At 73.2% G+C, this 17800-nt stretch carries 17 protein-coding genes; 11 read left to right on the forward strand and 6 right to left on the reverse strand.

Going from position 1 to position 17800, the window contains the following annotated elements:
* The first annotated feature begins 19 nt into the window (after positions 1–19).
* The gene (locus FBY23_RS03000; RefSeq protein ID WP_141796787.1) at positions 20–586 is read left to right on the forward strand and encodes a hypothetical protein; all 567 of its coding nucleotides are present in this window, start codon (positions 20–22) and stop codon (positions 584–586) included.
* Here the strand turns inward: FBY23_RS03000 and FBY23_RS03005 are convergent.
* Complete coding sequence (locus tag FBY23_RS03005) at positions 547–1266, reverse strand: PaaX family transcriptional regulator C-terminal domain-containing protein (RefSeq protein WP_141796788.1); 720 nt, start codon at positions 1264–1266, stop codon at positions 547–549. The genes FBY23_RS03000 and FBY23_RS03005 overlap by 40 nt on opposite strands.
* Positions 1267–1329: 63 nt before the next feature.
* On the opposite strand from FBY23_RS03005, the gene FBY23_RS03010 reads away from it, so the two are divergent.
* Together FBY23_RS03010 and FBY23_RS03015 are read left to right on the forward strand one after the other, a co-directional pair.
* Positions 1330–2346 (forward strand): crotonase/enoyl-CoA hydratase family protein, encoded by a 1017-nt coding sequence (locus tag FBY23_RS03010; RefSeq protein ID WP_141796789.1) that lies wholly within the window; start codon positions 1330–1332, stop codon positions 2344–2346.
* Positions 2347–2351: 5 nt separating this feature from the next.
* Entirely contained in the window at positions 2352–3980 is a 1629-nt protein-coding gene (locus tag FBY23_RS03015) for an acyl-CoA dehydrogenase family protein (protein WP_141796790.1), read from the forward strand.
* Between the two features lie 29 nt (positions 3981–4009).
* Here the strand turns inward: FBY23_RS03015 and FBY23_RS03020 are convergent, their stop codons facing one another.
* Together FBY23_RS03020 and FBY23_RS03025 are read right to left on the reverse strand one after the other, a co-directional pair.
* Positions 4010–5071 carry a PASTA domain-containing protein gene (locus FBY23_RS03020; protein WP_141796791.1) on the reverse strand — a complete coding sequence of 354 codons (1062 nt, stop codon included), beginning with the start codon at positions 5069–5071 and terminating at the stop codon, positions 4010–4012.
* 48 nt (positions 5072–5119) lie between these two features.
* The gene (locus FBY23_RS03025; protein ID WP_141796792.1) at positions 5120–5695 is read right to left on the reverse strand and encodes a TetR/AcrR family transcriptional regulator; all 576 of its coding nucleotides are present in this window, start codon (positions 5693–5695) and stop codon (positions 5120–5122) included.
* A 96-nt stretch (positions 5696–5791) separates the two neighbouring features.
* Between FBY23_RS03025 and FBY23_RS03030 the strand changes: the two genes are divergently transcribed.
* A complete protein-coding gene (locus FBY23_RS03030; protein ID WP_141796793.1) occupies positions 5792–6943 on the forward strand; it encodes a ScyD/ScyE family protein in 1152 nt (383 codons plus the stop codon).
* Between the two features lie 13 nt (positions 6944–6956).
* On the opposite strand, the gene FBY23_RS03035 is transcribed toward FBY23_RS03030, so the two are convergent.
* Positions 6957–7367 carry a hypothetical protein gene (locus FBY23_RS03035; protein WP_141796794.1) on the reverse strand — a complete coding sequence of 137 codons (411 nt, stop codon included), beginning with the start codon at positions 7365–7367 and terminating at the stop codon, positions 6957–6959.
* A gap of 85 nt (positions 7368–7452) precedes the next feature.
* Between FBY23_RS03035 and FBY23_RS03040 the strand changes: the two genes are divergently transcribed.
* The 5 genes from FBY23_RS03040 to FBY23_RS03060 all read left to right on the forward strand — a co-directional run bounded on the left by FBY23_RS03040 (position 7453) and on the right by FBY23_RS03060 (position 14411).
* On the forward strand, positions 7453–9033 hold the full coding sequence (locus tag FBY23_RS03040) for a carboxyl transferase domain-containing protein (protein WP_260805712.1): 1581 nt from the start codon (positions 7453–7455) through the stop codon (positions 9031–9033).
* Between the two features lie 5 nt (positions 9034–9038).
* Positions 9039–10961 (forward strand): biotin carboxylase N-terminal domain-containing protein, encoded by a 1923-nt coding sequence (locus tag FBY23_RS03045; protein WP_141796796.1) that lies wholly within the window; start codon positions 9039–9041, stop codon positions 10959–10961.
* Positions 10958–11899 (forward strand): hydroxymethylglutaryl-CoA lyase, encoded by a 942-nt coding sequence (locus FBY23_RS03050; protein ID WP_141796797.1) that lies wholly within the window; start codon positions 10958–10960, stop codon positions 11897–11899. Before FBY23_RS03045 ends, FBY23_RS03050 begins: the two co-directional genes overlap by 4 nt.
* A gap of 128 nt (positions 11900–12027) precedes the next feature.
* Positions 12028–13176 carry a hypothetical protein gene (locus tag FBY23_RS03055; RefSeq protein ID WP_141796798.1) on the forward strand — a complete coding sequence of 383 codons (1149 nt, stop codon included), beginning with the start codon at positions 12028–12030 and terminating at the stop codon, positions 13174–13176.
* Positions 13173–14411 (forward strand): hypothetical protein, encoded by a 1239-nt coding sequence (locus tag FBY23_RS03060; RefSeq protein WP_141796799.1) that lies wholly within the window; start codon positions 13173–13175, stop codon positions 14409–14411. The genes FBY23_RS03055 and FBY23_RS03060 overlap by 4 nt, the downstream gene beginning before the upstream one ends.
* 4 nt (positions 14412–14415) lie before the next feature.
* On the opposite strand, the gene FBY23_RS03065 is transcribed toward FBY23_RS03060, so the two are convergent.
* On the reverse strand, positions 14416–15111 hold the full coding sequence (locus FBY23_RS03065; protein WP_141796800.1) for an EcsC family protein: 696 nt from the start codon (positions 15109–15111) through the stop codon (positions 14416–14418).
* A 111-nt stretch (positions 15112–15222) separates the two neighbouring features.
* Between FBY23_RS03065 and aat the strand changes: the two genes are divergently transcribed.
* Both aat and FBY23_RS03075 read left to right on the forward strand, forming a co-directional pair.
* The gene (aat, locus tag FBY23_RS03070; protein ID WP_260805713.1) at positions 15223–15963 is read left to right on the forward strand and encodes a leucyl/phenylalanyl-tRNA--protein transferase; all 741 of its coding nucleotides are present in this window, start codon (positions 15223–15225) and stop codon (positions 15961–15963) included.
* Positions 15964–16130: 167 nt separating this feature from the next.
* The gene (locus FBY23_RS03075; protein ID WP_141796802.1) at positions 16131–16754 is read left to right on the forward strand and encodes a hypothetical protein; all 624 of its coding nucleotides are present in this window, start codon (positions 16131–16133) and stop codon (positions 16752–16754) included.
* A 55-nt stretch (positions 16755–16809) separates the two neighbouring features.
* On the opposite strand, the gene FBY23_RS03080 is transcribed toward FBY23_RS03075, so the two are convergent.
* Positions 16810–17790, reverse strand: a complete 981-nt coding sequence (locus FBY23_RS03080; protein WP_141796803.1) for a LacI family DNA-binding transcriptional regulator — start codon at positions 17788–17790, stop codon at positions 16810–16812.
* Between the last annotated feature and the right edge of the window lie 10 nt (positions 17791–17800).

Raw genomic sequence — 17800 nt, forward strand, 5'->3', positions numbered from 1 at the left:
GCGCTACCAAGGAGGGTTCGTGTTCGTCGCCGGCTTCATCGCGGCCTCCGAGGTCGGCCTGTGGGTACTGCTCGGCCTGGGCCTCGGCCTGCGCTACGTCTTGCGGCGGCGCCGCGCCAGCACCCTCGTCCTCGCGCTGATCCCACTGCTCGACGTCGCCCTGGTCGCGGCGACCGCGGTCGACCTGCACCGCGGCACCGCCGCCGGTACGACGCACGGGCTCGCCGGCATCTACCTCGGCTTCTCGGTCGCCTTCGGGCCGGCGCTGGTCCGGTGGGCCGACGTCCGGTTCGCACACCGCTTCGCCGGCGGCCCCGCGCCGGTGAAGCCGCCGAAGCAGGGCCCGGAGCGGATGGCCGCGCTGTGGCGCGAGTGGCTCCGGGTCGTCGTGGCCGCGGTGATCGCCTCGGTCGTGCTGCTCGGACTCGTCCTGCTCGTCGCGGACGTCGACCAGGACCCGGTGCTGCTCGGCTGGGTCGCCCGAGCGTGGGTGGTGGTCGCCCTCTGGTTCGTGTTCGGGCCGTTGTGGGAGCTGCCGACGTCGCGTCAGCGCGCCACGGTCCACAGCGAGCGCAGCTCGTCCTGATAGGCGGCGTACGCCGTCCGCATCGACGCCGCCGGCCAGTCGGCCGGGAGCAGGGCGGTGGGCAGCAGGGGATCGCTCGCCAGGTGCCGTACGACGTGCGCCGCGACCGCCAGCCGGGCGGCCGGCTCCGGCGTCGCCTCCAGTCGCGCGAGCAGCGAGCGACCCTGCGCGGCCCAGTCGCCGAGGTCCCACAGCTGCCGGGCGAGGGCGGCCGGATCCTCGTCGGGCGTCGCGGTGAAGGTGCTCAGCACGACCTCGGCGGCGTACTCCCGCGGCCGGCGCAGGTTGGCCGGGCGGGTCCACACGCCCTCGCGCAGCTCCGCCATCCGGTACGACGTCAGCCGGTCGCGCAGCGCCGCCCGCTCCGCGCCCGTGCGGCCGGCGACCACGACGACGGCCATCTCCCAGGTCCCGTCCCACGCGGTCTCGGCGTCGAGGACCGCCTCGTCCTGCCGGCGCTGCCGGGCGGCGAGACGGGCGCCGAGCACGTAGTCGCCGTCGGCGCGCTGCAGGTCGCCGGCCGCGACGGCACGGGTCAACGCGACCCGGGTGGTGGCGGGCGGCACGCCGAAGTGCTCGCCGGCGCGGACCAGCTCGGCGGCGGACATCCGGTCCGGGTGTGACCCGAGCAGCAGGCTCAGCATGACCGAGCGCGCCGAGAGAGGGGCGAGGCTGGGCATGCGCACAGTTTCGCATCGTTACAGATCTAGACACAACCGTCTGAGCAATCGTAATATCGGGGGATGGTCGACGAAGCACCCTGGCGCCGTACCGCCCTGGACGCCGTGCCGACCGAGGCACCGTCGTACCGGACGCTCACCTACGAGGTCGACGGACGCGTCGCACGGCTGACCTTCGACCGGCCCGAGCAGGGCAACTCGATCACCCCGGACACACCGGTCGAGCTCGCCGACGCCGTCGAGCGCGCGGACCTCGACCCACGGGTGCACGTGATCGTGCTGAGTGGGCGGGGCAAGGGCTTCTGTGGCGGCTACGACCTCGCCGCGAGCGCCGAGGGCCTGATGGACGGGGGTCTCGACAAGCTCGACCACCGGGTGGGCCCGGTGCCACGCGAGGGCACCGTGCTGGACCCGACCGTCCAGATGCTCAACCACGACCCCGCCGGCACGTGGGACCCGATGGTCGACTACGCGATGATGAGCCGCTTCACGAAGGGCTTCGCCAGCCTCCTGCACGCGAACAAGCCCACCGTGGCCAAGATCCACGGCTTCTGCGTCGCCGGCGGCACCGACATCGCGCTGCACTGCGACCAGATCGTGATCGCCGCCGACGCCAAGATCGGCTACCCGCCCACCCGGGTGTGGGGCGTCCCCAGTGCCGGGCTGTGGGCGCACCGGCTCGGCGACCAGCGCGCCAAGCGCCTGCTCCTCACCGGCGACACCCTCACCGGCCGTGAGGCCGCCGAGTGGGGCCTGGCGATCGAGGCGCCCGAGCCCGAGGACCTCGACGAGCGCACCGAGCAGCTGGTGCAGCGCATCGCCGCGATGCCGCTCAACCAGCTGATGATGGTCAAGCTCGCGCTCAACTCCGCCCTCCTCGCCCAGGGCGTGCAGAACAGCCAGATGATCAGCACCGTCTTCGACGGGATCTCCCGCCACACCCGCGAGGGCTACGCGTTCCAGCAACGCGCGGCCGAGGCCGGGTTCCGGCAGGCGGTGCGCGAACGAGACAGCGCGCCGTACGACGACGGCGGACCCGCGACCAGCAACGTCACCAACCAGCCCAACCGCAAGGGATGACAGACATGACCAGCACCCACGAGGTCCTCAACCAGGTCCCGCCGCTCGTCGGCCACGACACCTCCGCCGACCCGGCGCTGCGCGAGGGCATCGAGCGCGAGGGTGCCGGCTGGGCACTGGCCGAGATCCAGGAGGTCGGCCGCCTCGCCGGAACCCAGGAGGCGATGGACCTCGGCCGCCTCGCCGAGCGGGTTCCGCCACGGCTGCACACCCATGACCGCTACGGCCGCCGCGTCGACGAGGTCGAGTACGTGCCGGCGTACCACCGCCTCATGGAGACCGCTGTCGGCCACGGCATCCACGCCGCCCCCTGGGCCGACGACCGCCCCGGCGCGCACGTCGCCCGCGCGGCCAAGTTCTACGCGTGGAACGTCGATGCCGGCCACGGCTGCCCCATCTCGATGACGTACGCCGTCGTCCCGGCCCTGCGCGCCAACCCGGACCTCGCCGCGCGCTTCGAGCCGCTGCTCACCAACCGCGACTACGACTTCGGCCTGCGCGACCCCGAGACCAAGCGGGGCCTGATCGCCGGCATGTCGATGACCGAGAAGCAGGGCGGCTCCGACGTCCGCGCCAACACGACCACCGCCACGCCGCAGCCGGACGGGACGTACCGGATCGTCGGCCACAAGTGGTTCACCTCGGCGCCGATGTCCGACATGTTCCTCACCCTCGCGCAGGCGCCGGGCGGCCTGTCCTGCTTCCTGCTCCCCCGCGTGCTGCCGGGCGGTGAGGCCAACCCGATCCGGTTCCTGCGGCTCAAGGACAAGCTCGGCAACAAGTCCAACGCGTCGTCCGAGATCGAGTACGACGATGCCGTCGGCTGGCTGGTCGGCGAGGAGGGCAAGGGCGTCAAGACCATCGTCGAGATGGTCAACATGACCCGCCTCGACTGCGTGATCGGCTCGGCGTCGGGGATGCGGACCGCGCTGGTGTACGCCGCCCACCACGCCCGCCACCGCGCCGCCTTCGGCAAGCTGCTCATCGACCAGCCGCTGATGCGCAATGTGCTGAGTGACCTGGCGGTCGAGTCCGAGGCCGCGACCACCGCGATGATGCGGCTCGCCGGCGCCAACGACCGGGCGATCCATGGCGACACCGGGGAGGCGGCGCTGCGCCGCCTCGCCCTCGCCGCGACCAAGTACTACGTCTGCAAGCGCGGCCCGGTCCTCGCCAACGAGGCGCTGGAGTGCCTCGGCGGCAACGGCTACATCGAGGACTTCGACATGGCCCGGATCTACCGCGAGCTGCCGCTGCTCTCGATCTGGGAGGGCTCCGGCAACGTCGCCGCCCTCGACGCCCTGCGCGCCATCGGCCGCGAGCCGGAGTCCCTGGACGCGTTCTTCGCCGAGGCCGAGCTCGCCGTCGGCGCCGACCAGCGCTACGACGACGCGGTCGCCTCGCTCAAGAAGGAGCTGACGCAGTTCGACGACATCGAGCTGCGTGCCCGCCGCCTTGTCGAGCAGATCGCCGTCGTCTTCCAGGCCGGGCTGCTCCTCCGTCACGCCCCGACCGCCGTCGCCGACGCGTTCTGCGCCAGCCGCCTGGCCCGCGACTGGGGCAGCGCCTTCGGCACCCTGCCCGCCGGCCTCGACCTCGCGCCGATCCTGGAGCGGACCGAACCGGGCTTCTGACCGCACCATCCGCTGTGGCCGAGGGACCGTCAGTGGGCGCGGCGGGGGCGGTCGCCGAGCTTGATCCTGACCGCGGCGCCGGGAGGAAGCACGGCCCCCGGCTTGGGCTTCTGGCGCACGACCCAGCGCGCGCCCGGATGGGTTCGGCGTACCTTGCCGACCTTGCAGCTCGCGGCGCCGAGCAGCTTGCGGGCGGCCTTGAGCCTGTGGCCGACCAGCTTCGGAACCGTGCAGGCGCTCGGACCTGCGGCGTAGGTCAGCGAGATGGACGGCTGACCGGTCGTGTCGGTGACGACGGAGGTGTTCGTGGCCCCGGCGCCGGAGCCGCTGGAGCCCGCTCCGCCGCCGTCTCCGGCGGAGCTCGTGCCCCCGCCTCCTCCGCCGTAGAGGCCGGCGCCGCCGCCTCCGCCGCCGCTGAAGGGGAAGCTGCAGCCGACGCCGGACCGGCCGGATGCGCCGGTGCCCAGCGATCCTGTCGTCGCGATCCCGTCACAGCTGTATCCACTCGGCCCGCCGGACGTCGGCGTCCCCGGCTGCCCGCCCCCGCCGTAGCCCTGCCCGGCGGTCGGAACGGCGCCTGCAGTGCCGCCGCCGTTGGTCGTCCCGGGGCTCGGCGTCGAGCCGCCCCCGCCGCCTCCGCCCGCGGCGACGAGCAGCCGCAGGGTGAGCGACGTGCCGGCCGCGCGTGGTGCGAGCCGGATGTCCGAGGCGCCACCGCCGCCCCCTCCTGCGTCGGACCCGCTGCCACCGGCGCCGCCGCCGTTGAAGCCGCCGAGGGCGCCGACGCCGTTGCCGCCCACCTCGAGGTAGAGGATCTGCCCCGGCGTCACCGACAGGTCGGCTGACACAAGGGCGCCGTAGCCTCCCGCTCCGCCCGAGGCGCCGTTGCCACCGCGCCCGCCGACGGCCACCGCATGCAGGGTGGTGACACCCGCCGGCACGGCGAAGGTCTGCTCGCCGCCCGTGGGCAGGAAGGTGACCGACTGGGGCGTCGCCCGGGCGGCGGACGCTTCGGCACCGGCAGGTGCGACGGCAGTGAGACCGCCGATCGCCAACGACAGAATGAAGATGAGGCTGAACATGCGGGACATGAAGCCAACGTAGGTTCGTGCGCCGCTGTGGGGGATGGCCCGATCGGACTACGGTTCGACGATCCCCAACGCCCCCAGCGCCATCGACGCGAGCAGGTCCCGCAGCGCGGCATCCGGGATCGCATGACCCGCCCGGGGGGTGGAGTTGAGCAGCCCGAACGCGGCCTGGGCGGCGGCGTGGGCGCGGGGCTTGTCGAGATCCGCGCGCAGGGCGCGCAGCTGGTCGGCCCACAGGTCGACGTACCTGCGCTGGAGGCGGCGGACCTGCTCGCGTGCGTCCTCGGGCAGCGACTCCCAGTCGCGGTCCTGGACGATGATCAGCGGGCGGTGGCCGAGGGCGAACTCGACGTGCCAGTCGACCAGGCCGCGCAGTGCGGCCGACGGGTCGCCGCCGCCGGCGGCCACGCGCTCGCGGCCGACCTCGAGGAGTCGCTCGCTGATCGAGGTCAGCATCTCGGCGAGAACTGCCTGCTTGGAAGCGAAGTGCTTGTAGAGCGCCGGACCGGAGATGCCGCAGGCGGCGCCGAGGTCGGCGACCGAGACGCCGTGGAAGCCGCGGGCGGCGAACAGGTCGGCTGCGGTGGCCAGGATCTGCTCGCGGCGGGTCGGCTCGGTCACGGTCACCCCCGAAGGCTACCCAGATTGGGTCATGACGCCGTCGCGACGCCGCTGCTAGGCAGGTGACGGTGCGGTGCGCGCCAACGACCCGAGGAGCAGACCATGGGCAAGGCAGCGATCAGGATCGGTACGGCGATGGCGGCGCTCGCCCTCGCGGCGACCGGAGCGCCGGCGGTGGCCGGCCCGCAGGACGCCGGCGGGCGCGCGGCACCGAAGACGGTCGCCCCGCTCATGGGCCCGCGTGGCGTCGACGCGCTCGGCCACGGCCGGACCCTCGTCACGGAGACCGGCGGCACCTTCAGCCTGGTCGTGGAGCGCAAGCACAAGCCGGCGCGGGTGGTCCCGCTCGGCAACCTCCCCACGGACTTCCCGCCGGCGATCTCCAAGGGTCCGCACGGCACGATCTACCTGCTGACGGGGGCTTCCGGCCCGCCGCCGGAGCAGCGCCCGTCGGTCCTGCGCGGCGCCGCGGCGCCCGCGCCCGCGACGACGCTGTTCAAGTGGAAGCGCGGCTGGCCCGCACCCAAGGTGGTCGCCGACATCAGTGCGTACCAGAAGACCGACCCCGATCCGTGGGACCAGGAGGGCTTCCCGGCCGACAGCAACCCGTTCGGGGTCCTGGCCCTGGACGACGGCACGGTGCTGGTCTCCGACGCCGCCGGCAACGACCTGCTCCGGGTGTGGCCGAAGAAGGGCAGGATCAGGACGGTCGCCCGGCTGATGCCGCGCACGGTGCCGGTCCCGGCCGGGCTGCCCGACGTACCCCCGCCGATGGGCCCGCTCCCGCCTGCCGGCACCCCGATCGTCTCCGAGGCGGTGGCCACGTCGGTGACCGTCGGCGCCGACGGCTACTGGTACGTCGGCGAGCTGCGCGGCTTCCCGGCGACCCCGGGCACCTCGCAGGTGTGGCGGATCAGGCCGGGGTCGACGAACGCCACCTGCGACCCGGCGCACCCGCGCAAGGGCGCCTGCAAGAGGTACGCCGACGGCTTCACCTCGATCACCGACCTGGCGGCCGGACCGAAGGGGATCTACGTCCTCGAGCTGTCGAAGAAGAGCTGGTTCGCCTTCGAGATGGGCCTGCCCGGCGCCGAGGAGGGCGGCCTGTTCCTGGTCCGCGACCGCGGGGCCATGCCGCGGGTGCGCGAGCTCGCCGCGGGCCGGTTGAAGAACCCGGGCGGGGTCGACGTGAGCGACCACGTCTACGTCGCGGGCCCGCTGTTCGGTCCCGGGGCGCTGCTCCGGCTCCGCTGAGCCTCGGCGGCGCTCACGTGCAGTTGGCGGACAACCACTTGTCGACGGCTCGGCCGGTCGGCGGGTCCGCGGCCAGCGCGTCCTCGTACTCGGCGAGCGACGCGCTCTCCCGGACGGCCCGCTCGATCTGGTCGAGCTCGTCGACGGCCGCCGCGGGGAAGGTGGCCGGGACACCGGCCTCGTCGATCGCGTCGAACGCCGCCCCGATCCGCGCCCACGCCTCCTCCGGGTCGCCGGTGCGGTCGTAGGCGTCGTCGATCGAGGCTTCCACCTCCTGCATCAGGTCGCAGAAGGTCGCCGGCGGGACGGTCTTGCCGCCCTCGGGTCGGGTGGACGACTCGTCGTCGCCGGACCCGCACGCCGTCGTCAGCAGGAGCGGTACGGCGAGCGCGGCGGCGAGCCGTCGGATCGGGGAGCGACGCATGGGGTGACCCTAGGGCGTGTCCTAGGCGATCGCCCGGTGAGCCGCCCCATTGCGCACAAGGTTAATGATCGTTAACCTCGTGCTCGTGTCCGAGACTTCCGAGCCCACCCTCCGGGACCTGGCCGCCGACCTGCGCGAGCGCCTCGCGCGGGTGCGCCAGGGCGGCAGTGAGGCCGCCCGCACCAAGCACACCGACCGCGGCAAGCTCCTGGCCCGCGACCGGGTCGACGGCCTGCTCGACCCCGGCAGTCCGTTCCTGGAGCTGGCGCCGCTGGCGGCGTACGGCATGTACGGCAAGCCCGGCGACGACTACGCCGTCCCCGCCGCGGGCGCCGTCGCCGGCATCGGCCGGGTCGAGGGCCGCAACGTCATGGTCGTCGCCAACGACGCGACCGTGAAGGGCGGTACCTACTACCCGATGACGGTCAAGAAGCACCTGCGGGCGCAGACCGTCGCCGCCGAGAACAACCTGCCCTGCGTCTACCTGGTCGACTCCGGCGGCGCCTTCCTGCCGATGCAGGACGAGGTGTTCCCCGACAAGGAGCACTTCGGCCGGATCTTCTTCAACCAGGCCAACATGTCCGCGCGCGGGATCCCGCAGCTCGCCGCGGTGATGGGCTCGTGCACCGCCGGCGGCGCCTACGTCCCGGCGATGTCCGACGAGACCGTCATCGTCAAGAACCAGGGCACGATCTTCCTCGGCGGCCCGCCGCTGGTGAAGGCCGCGACCGGCGAGGTCGTCAGCGCCGAGGACCTCGGCGGCGGCGACGTGCACGCCCGCAGGTCCGGGGTCGTCGACCACCTCGCCGACGACGACGCCCACGCGCTGCGCATCCTGCGCGGCATCATCGACACGCTGCCGATTGGGCACAGACCGCAGGATCCCGCGCCGAATTCGCGCGGTTTGGTCCCAAACCGCATCAATTCCGAGGACCCGCACGAGCCGCCGGAGAGCATCTACGACGTCGTGCCGGTCAGCACCCGCACGCCGTACGACGTCCGCGAGGTCATCCGGCGCCTGGTCGACGGCAGCCGGCTGCAGGAGTTCAAGCAGCTGTACGGCGAGACCCTGGTCTGCGGGTTCGCCCGCATCCACGGTCACCCGGTCGGCATCGTCGCCAACAACGGCATCCTGTTCAGCGAGTCGGCGCTCAAGGGCGCGCACTTCGTCGAGCTGTGCAACCAGCGCGGCATCCCGCTGCTCTTCTTGCAGAACATCTCCGGCTTCATGGTCGGGCGCGAGTACGAGAACCGCGGCATCGCCCGCGACGGTGCCAAGCTGGTCACCGCGGTCGCCTGCTCGGTGGTCCCGAAGCTGACCGTGGTCATCGGCGGCTCCTTCGGCGCCGGCAACTACGGCATGTGCGGGCGCGCCTACGACCCGCGCTTCTTGTGGATGTGGCCCAACTCCCGGATCTCGGTGATGGGCGGCGACCAGGCGGCCAACGTGCTCGCGACGGTCGCCGGCCGCGAGGACGACGAGGAGTTCAAGCAGCCGATCAAGGACCAGTACGAGACCCAGGGCTCGCCCTACTACGCGTCCGCGCGGCTGTGGGACGACGGTGTGATCGACCCCGCCGACACCCGCCGGGTGCTCGGCATGGCGCTCGAGGTCGTCTCCGCGGTCCCGACCCCCGCCCCCAACTACGGCATCTTCCGGATGTGATCGCGATGACCGAGACCCACGAGATCAGGTCCGTACTGGTCGCCAACCGCGGCGAGATCGCCCGCCGCGTCTTCCGCACCTGCCGCGACCTGGGTATCCGCACCGTCGCGGTGCACACCGACCTCGACGCCGACGCGCTGCACGTCCGCGACGCCGACGTCGCCCTCCGGGTGCCGTCCTACCTCGACGGCGACGCCGTCCTCGCCGCCGCGAAGGAGGCCGGCCTGGCCGACGGGGGCGCGATCCACCCCGGCTACGGCTTCCTCTCCGAGAACGCGGGCTTCGCCGCCGCCGTCACCGACGCGGGCATCGCCTGGGTCGGGCCCAGCCCGAAGGTCATCGAGCAGATGGGGCGCAAGGACGCGGCCCGCGACCTGGCCGTCGCGGCCGGCGTGCCGGTGGTGCCGTCGTACGACATCGCTGAGGACCCAGCCACCTTCGCCTACCCGGTGCTGGTCAAGGCCGCCGCCGGCGGTGGCGGCAAGGGCATGCGCGTGGTCCGCGCGGCCGCCGACTTCGACGCCGCCGTCGCCGCCGCGAAGCGCGAGGCGGCCAGCGCCTTCGGCGACGACACCATCCTGGTCGAGAAGTACGTCGAGCGCGGTCGCCACATCGAGGTGCAGGTGCTCGGCGACAGCCACGGCACCGTCGTCCACCTCGGCACCCGCGAATGCTCGGTGCAGCGCCGTCACCAGAAGGTGCTCGAGGAGGCGCCCGCCCCCGCGCTCGACGACGAGCTGCGCTCCCGGATCCACGCCTCCGCGGTCGATCTGTCCGCGTCGGTGGGCTACGAGAACGCAGGCACGATCGAATACCTTCTCGACGCCAGCACCGGAGACTTCTACTTCTTGGAGATGAACACCCGGCTCCAGGTCGAGCACCCGGTCACCGAGATCCACAGCGGCACGGACCTGGTGGCGCTGCAGCTCGCCGTCGCCGCGGGGGAGCCGCTGCCGTTCGACCAGTCCGGGGTGCGCTTCCGGGACCACGCGATCGAGGCGCGGATCTACGCCGAGGACGCCTTCGCCGGCTTCCTCCCGCAGGCCGGTACGGCGACCGTCGTCCGTTGGCCGGACTCGGTGGTTGAGGTGCGAGCGCAGCGAGCCTCGAAACCCCGGGTCGACCACGCGCTCGAGTCCGGCCAGGTCGTGAGCACGTCGTACGACCCGATGCTAGGCAAGGTCATCGTCTCCGGGCGCGACCGCGAGGGCGCGCGTCGCGCGCTGGTCGCCGCGCTCGACGACACCGCGATCCTCGGCCTGACCACCAACACCGGCTTCCTGCGGGTGCTGGCGGCGGGCGAGGAGTTCGCCGTCCCCGGCGGCATCGACACCGCCTGGCTCGACCGGCACGACGTCCCGGCCCCCGATCCGGCCCCGGCCCGAGCGGTCGCCGCCCGGCTCTGGCTCGACGCCAACACCGCGGCCACCGGCCCGTTCGCCGGCGACGGCTTCCGGATGGGCGCACCCGCGGCCCCGGTCGTGGTGGAGTTCACCGACGGTACGGTGGTGCTGCCCGACCGCCCCCGAACCGTTCGATCGAACGGTTCGAGGGACTCCGAGCCCCCCGAGGTCCCCCGAACCGTTCGATCGAACGATTCGGTGGCCCGCGTGAGCCGGTACCACGTCGAGCTCGCCCACCAGGGCCAGCGCTATGTCTTCGACCGCCCCGACGCAAGTGCCGACCACGGCGTGGCGGCCGGCGACGGCACGGTCGTCGCGCCGATGCCCGGCACGGTCCTCGACGTGAGGGTCGCGGTGGGCGACACGGTCGCCGAGGGCGACGTGCTCGGTGTCGTCGAGGCGATGAAGATGGAGCTGGCGCTCAAGGCGCCGTACGCCGGCACGGTCACCGCCGTCGGCGCCGGCACCGGCCAGCAGGTGGCCCTGGGCGCTGAGCTGTTCGTCGTGGAGGGGGAGAGCGCATGAGCGGGCTGCCGATGGTGATCGACGAGCCGGGACTGCCCGCGAAGGTCACGATCTACGAGGTCGGGCCGCGCGACGGCCTGCAGAACGAGAAGTCCGTGGTGCCCACCGAGGTCAAGGCTGCCTTCGTGAAGCGGCTGATCGACGCGGGGCTCCCGATCGTCGAGGCGACCAGCTTCGTGCACCCCGACTGGGTGCCGCAGCTCGCCGACGCCGCTGACCTGATGACCGGCCTGACCGCCGACCTCGGGGACGCCGCCCGCCAGCTGCCGGTCCTGGTGCCCAACCAGCGCGGCCTGGACCGGGCCGTCGGCCTCGGCCTGCGCCACGTCGCGGTCTTCGCGTCGGCGACCGAGACGTTCGCGAACAAGAACCTCAACCGCACCCTCGAGTCGCAGTTCGAGATGTTCGAGCCGACCATCGTGGCCGCCCTGGCCGCCGGGATGGACGTCCGCGGCTACGTCTCGATGTGCTTCGGCGACCCGTGGGAGGGCGCCGTACCGATCGAGCAGGTCGTCGCCGTCGGCACCCGCCTGCTCGACCTGGGCGTCGGCCAGCTCAGCCTCGGCGACACCATCGGCGTCGCCACCGCCGGCCACGTCAAGGCCCTGGTCGCCGCGTTCGCCGAGGCCGGCGTCTCGTGCGACCGGCTCGCGCTGCACTTCCACGACACCTACGGCCAGGCGCTCACCAACGTCCACGCGGGGTTGCAGTCCGGAGTCACGACGTACGACGCCTCGGCGGGCGGCCTCGGCGGCTGCCCCTACGCCAAGAGCGCCACCGGCAACCTGGCCACCGAGGACCTGGTGTGGTTCCTCACCGGGCTCGGCATCGAGCACGGCGTCGACCTGGACGCGGTCGTCGCGACCAGCGCCTGGATGGCCGAGCAGCTCGGCCGGCCGAGCCCCTCGGCCGTCGTCCGGGCCCTCAGCGGCGCCTGACCGTTGCTCGCGCCCCATGCGTTCTGGTCGCGAATTCGCCGGATCGACGACCAGAACGCATGGGGTGCGGCAGCCCGGCAGGCGCCCCTGGCAGGCACGGGTTCGCCACCTCCCCTTAACGTTGGGCCATGAGTGGTCGACGACGCGCCTGGGGATGGGTGGCCGCGTTGCGAGCCGGAGCGACGACGCCGTGGCTCGACTGGCCGGCCGACGGATCGGGGGAGGGCGAGCCGCTCGGCGCCGAGCTCCCGGGAGCCCAGCAGCTCGCGCTGTTGCGCCGCCTCAACGCCCACGCCCATGCGGCCGGGCGCACCGTCCCGGCCGCCACTGCGGAGCGCGTGCTCGCCGCCGGCGTCTCCGGACGCGGCCGCAGCGAGCTCGCACTGGTGGGGGTCGACGACGCCCCTGACCAGTTCGGGCCGCGTCCGGTCGACCCGGACGCGCTGAGCGACGACGAGCTGCTCCGGGTCGCGAGCGCCCTGATCGCCGACGACGTCGCGCTGACCGCCGCCCTCCCGGAGCCCGAGCCGACCTTCGTCGACAAGGTCCGCGCCGTACGACGCCCCTGGGTCCGCTCGTTCGTCGTGGTCGGCATGCCCTGGCGTGCCGACGCCGTCCGCGCCGAGCTCACCGTCCAGGGTCACCGTCCGGGCGGTCGCCGGCCCACGGCGTACCTCCTCGCCGACGACCTGGAGACCGTCCTCGTCCAGGCCTGGACCGCGCGCAGCTTCGACCAGGGCGGCGCGTCCTGGCGCGGCTTCGTGCGCGCCAACGCCGGTGCCGGTCACCTGCCGCCGCGCGCCGACCTGGCGCGGATGGCTCGCTCCGCGGCCTACAAGTACGGCGCCGAGCGGGTCCGGGTCGTCCTCGACGACCGGCTGCTGGCCGACGAGCTCGGCGTGACCCGGCTCGGCGGTCCGCCGCGCCTCGGTGCGCACGCAGTCGACCTGATTCGCCGGGTCGGCGAGCCGCTCGGCCTGCTGGTCGCCTCCGAGGACCGCCCGCGGCTGCTCCGCGACACCCTCGGCCGGCGCCTCGACGGGCTCGGCGGACCGCCCCCGACGCTGCCGCCGCGCTGGGACGGCTGGCTCAGCACGCAGGCCGAACGCACCCGCCACGACCTCGCCGCGGCTCGCTACCCTGTGCTCGGCGATCTCGACCAGCTGTTGCCGCGCCCCCTCGGTACCGAGCCGGTGGCACCGGTCGACGCCGAGGTCCTGGCCCTCGCGCTCGGCCTGCTCCTCGACCCCGTCACCGTGCCCAAGGAGGAATCGTGAGTCGGCGAGTCCTGCTCCACGTCGGGACGCCCAAGACCGGGACGTCGTACCTCCAGGACGTCCTCTACAAGAACCGGGCCAAGCTCCTCAAGCAGGACGTGCTCTACCCTGCGGACCGCTTCGACGAGCACTTCCTCGCCGCGCTCGACTTGATGCGGCTGCGCTGGGGCGGGCTCGAGGCCGAGGCCGTCGGCGCCTGGGACCGGCTCGCCGAGCAGGTCCGGGCCCACGACGGCACCGCGATCATCAGCCACGAGATCCTCGCCTCCGCCTCGCGCAGCCAGGTCGCCCGCGCACTCGCCTCGATCGGCCACCGGCCCGGCGGCGACACCAGCGACGGCGGCACCGAGGTCCACCTGATCCTCTCCGTGCGCGACCTGGTCCGCCAGATCCCGGCCGAGTGGCAGGAGAACGTCAAGCACCGCGCGCGCTTCGGCTACGGCCGCTTCCTCGAGCTGATCCAGGACCCCGAGCGCGCGCATCGCGTCGGCGCGTGGTTCTGGGGCGTGCAGGAGATCCCCGACATCCTGGACCGCTGGGGTGCGGACATCCCGCCCGAGCGGATCCACCTGGTCACCGTCCCGCCGTCCGGCGGCCCACCCGACCTGCTGTGGGAGCGGTTCAGCACGACCTTCGGGCTCGACGGGCTCGACCTCAAGCTCACCACCCGGCGCGCGAACCCGAGCCTCGGCGTACCCGAGTCGGCGCTGATCCGCCGGATCAACCGCACCGCCGCCCGCGACCTGCCGCCGCAGCACTACCGCCCGCTCGTCCGCGAGCTGCTCGCCCACCGCACTCTCTCCAAGCGCACCAAGTCCGCCCGCCTCGGCCTGCCGCCGGACCAGTACCCCTGGGTGCACGAGCTCACCGAGAGCTGGATCGCGGAGCTCTCCCGCCGTGGGTACGACGTCACCGGCGACCTCGAGGACCTGCGCGGCGCTCCCGCCCCGGCCGGCAAGTGGGTCGATCCCGACCACCCGCCGGAGCGCCAGGTCGCCTCCGCCGCGGTCGACGCGATCAAGGCGCTGCTGCTCGACAACGCCGAGGCGCACGCCGAGAACGAGCGGCTGCGCCGCAAGCTCGAGGCCGCCCGTCGCGAGCTGGTCCGGGCCCGCACGCCGCGACTGATGCGGTCGATGGAGTGGACCGTGCAGAGGCTGGAGCGCAGCGGCAAGGGCCGCCAGGCGCTCGGGGTCTACCGCAAGGCCCGCAACCGGACGCCGCAGGAGCAGTAGGGGTTCAGGAGCGCCGCAGCGGCCGGAACTCCCGGCCGGCGTACCGCCCCACCCGGTAGGTGCTCCAGCCGTCGGCCACCGCGCCGACCGCGCCACCGACCAGCGGCACCTTCTTGCCGACGGTCGTCACCATCCGCTTGCCGATCACCCGGCTGATCAGCTCGCCGGCCAGCACCGTCGACACGGTCCGGTCGAGGTTCGGGTCGTGCTGCGGCGCGGTCGCGATCGCCATCGGCGGCGCCGGCAGCTGGTGCCGCTTGACCATCGTCTTGACCGTGTCCTCGCCGAGGATGCAGACCAGGATCGCGTTGCGCACCCGCGGGTCGTCGAGGTCGTAGCCGCGCAGGTGCGCGATGCCGGCCACCATCCGGCACTGGATGAGCGCCAGCCCGGTGATGCTCGCCGGCGCCACGATCGTCGCGGTGATCAGCCCGCCCAGGTTGGTCGCGAGCCCCTCCACGCTGGCGTAGGCCACGTGGTTCTCGACCAGCTCCCGCACGGCCTTGTCGACGTCGCCGCGCTGCTCGTCGAGCTGCACCCGCGCCGCCTCCGCCGCCGGCGGCAGTGGTCCGACCCCCACCAGCGCCCGGTGCAGCGCCTCGCGCACGAACGACTGCGTCAGTCCCGGCGCGAACCGGGTGACCTTGGGCGCGAGCTGCTGCGCGGTCCGCAGGGCCAGTCCCTTCTTCAGCGAAGCCATGTCCCCGAGCCTAGCGAGCGCCGCACCCCATGCGGATTGGTCGCGATTCGCGTCACAACACGGCCAATCCGCATGGGGCGCGGTGCACATTCGACCGCATACGCTCGGCTCGTGCCCGTCGAGCCCGAGCCCAGCCCCTGGGTCTTCCCGAGTCGCACGGAGCTGGCGGCGCTGCCGGTCCTCGACGACCCGGAGGAGTACGACGACGCAGACGAGGGCGACGGCACCCACGACGGCAGCGACCTGGTGGCGGTGGGTGCCGACCTCGCGCCCGGGACCCTGCTGGCGGCGTACCGCAGCGGCCTGTTCCCGATGCCCGAGGGGCGGGCGATCGGGTGGTGGAGCCCGGCGTACCGCGGGGTGCTGCGCCTCGACGAGCTGCGGGTCTCCCGTTCGCTGCGCCGCTCGGCGCGCGACTTCGAGGTGCGCGTCGACACCGCCTTCGACGAGGTGGTCGCCGCGTGCGCCGACCCGCGGCGACCGCACGGGTGGATCGACGCCCGGATCGCCCGTGCGTACGGCGACCTGCACCGCCTCGGCTGGGCGCACTCGGTCGAGACCTGGCGAGACGGCCGCCTCGTCGGCGGCCTGTACGGCGTCGCGATCGGCGGGCTGTTCGCCGGGGAGTCGATGTTCCACCACGTCACCGACGCGTCGAAGGTCGCGCTGATCGGCCTGGTCGAGGGACTGCGCGCGGACGCAGACGGGGCGGCCGGCAACCGGCTGGTCGACGTGCAGTGGGCCACCCGGCACCTGATGGGGCTGGGTGTGCGCGAGATCCCGCGGGCGTCGTACCTCGCGGCTCTCGAGGGCCTGCTGGAGGTTCCGCCCGCCCCGCTCTGGGACGGCTGACTCCGCAGTCGCACCACGCCGGTCACGGGACCGCAACCTGCTGTTCGTCCTACCTGTGAATAGTCTGAGACCGGTGGGGGCAGGGTGACCGCGTGGTCGCCCGTGCGGCCGCGCCCCTGCTCGAGGGGCGTGCCGACGTGCTCCACCCCCTCAGGAAAGGAACTGACATGACCCCGATCAAGCGCCCGCTGGCCTCCGCCGGTGCTGCCGTCCTGCTCGCCCTCTCGCTCACCGCGTGCGGTGGCGGCGCGCCGACTGACGCCTCGGTCAAGGACTTCTGCGACGCCGTGTCCGGCTCGAGCAGCGACGCCGCCTTCACCAAGGCCTTCACCGACGAGGACTGGGACAAGCTCGCCGACCTCGTCAAGGAGCAGGCCGACGACCTCGAGAAGGTCGGTACGCCGAAGGACATCTCCGACGACGCTCGCGAGGGCTTCGAGATCCAGCTCGACGCCGCGAAGGACATCGACGCGGACGACATCAAGGAGGCCCTCACCAAGGGCGGCGACGAGAACCCGTTCGAGGCCGACCTCAGCAAGGACGAGAAGAAGAAGGTCGAGGCCTTCTCGGAGTACCAGGCCAAGACGTGCTCGGGCTCGACCGGCTCGGACGACTCGGGTGACTCGGGCGACTCGTCCGACCTGCCGACCGAGGTCCCGACGGACCTGCCGACCGAGGTCCCGACGGACCTGCCGACCTCGCCGGAGGACCTGGAGAGCCTGCTCTCCGACCTTCCGTCGGACCTGCCGACGGACCTCGAGAGCCTGCTCTCGGACCTGCCGTCGCAGTGACCCGCTGAGTGCCGTACGACGGCCCCGCCGACCTCGGTCGGCGGGGCCGTCGTCGTCAGGGGCTCGTCTCGCCCTCGATGAAGACCGGGGCGAACCGGTGGCCGTGGGTGGGCGCGTCGCGCTCGGGCCCCTCGCCACCGTCGATCAGGTCGCGGATCGCCAGGGTCATCTCCTCGACCGGCTGGCGCACGGTCGTCAGCGGCGGGTGGGCCAGCGTCCCGGCGCCGATCCCGTCGAAGCCGATCACCCGGAAGTCGTCCGGTACGGCGCGACCCGCGTGCAGCAGCTGGGACAGCACGCCGAGGGCGATCACGTCGGCCGCGGTCACCACGGTCGCCCGCTCCCACCCGTCGGCCAGCAGCCGCCGCGCGGCCTCGTTGCCCCACGCGCTGGAGAAGGAGCCCAGCAGCACGGGGGCGTCCGGGCCGAACGCCTGGCGGAAGCCGTCGAGCCGCTCGTGGGCGGAGGAGGAGTCGGGCTCGGCGCCGACGTACACGACCGGCTGCCGGGCCAGGTCGATGCGGGCCGCGGCGTGCTCGCCGACGAGCTCCATGCCACGCAGGTTGTTGACGGCCACGAAGTGGGCCGCGGTGGAGGGCACGCACCGGTCCAGCTGGACGGTGGGCACCGCCCGGGCCGCCAGCTCGACGGCGTCGGCGCTGTCGACCTCGTGGACCGGGATCATCACGAGGGCGTCGACCTGCCGGCCGAGGAACGAGCGCACGCCGCGCAGCTCGGTCGCCAGGGAGCCGTCGGCGGCGAACACGAAGAGGTCGACGTCGGTCTCGGTGAACACCCGTGCCAGGTGCTGGGCGAGCGCGGAGAAGAACGGGTTGTCGAGGTCGGGTACGACCAGTCCCACGGTGGCCGTGCGCGTCTGGCGCAGGGCCCGGCCGACCAGGTTCACCTGGTAGCCGAGCCGCTCGGCGGCGGCGAGGACCCGCTCGGCCAGGGCGGGGTCGACCGCGCGGGTGCCGCTGAGTGCGCGGGAGACCGTGGCGACGGACACGCCGGCCTCGCGGGCGACGTCCGCCATGCGCGGTGAG

Origin of the sequence: Nocardioides sp. SLBN-35 (assembly GCF_006715725.1) — a bacterium.
Lineage (GTDB): Bacteria > Actinomycetota > Actinomycetes > Propionibacteriales > Nocardioidaceae > Nocardioides.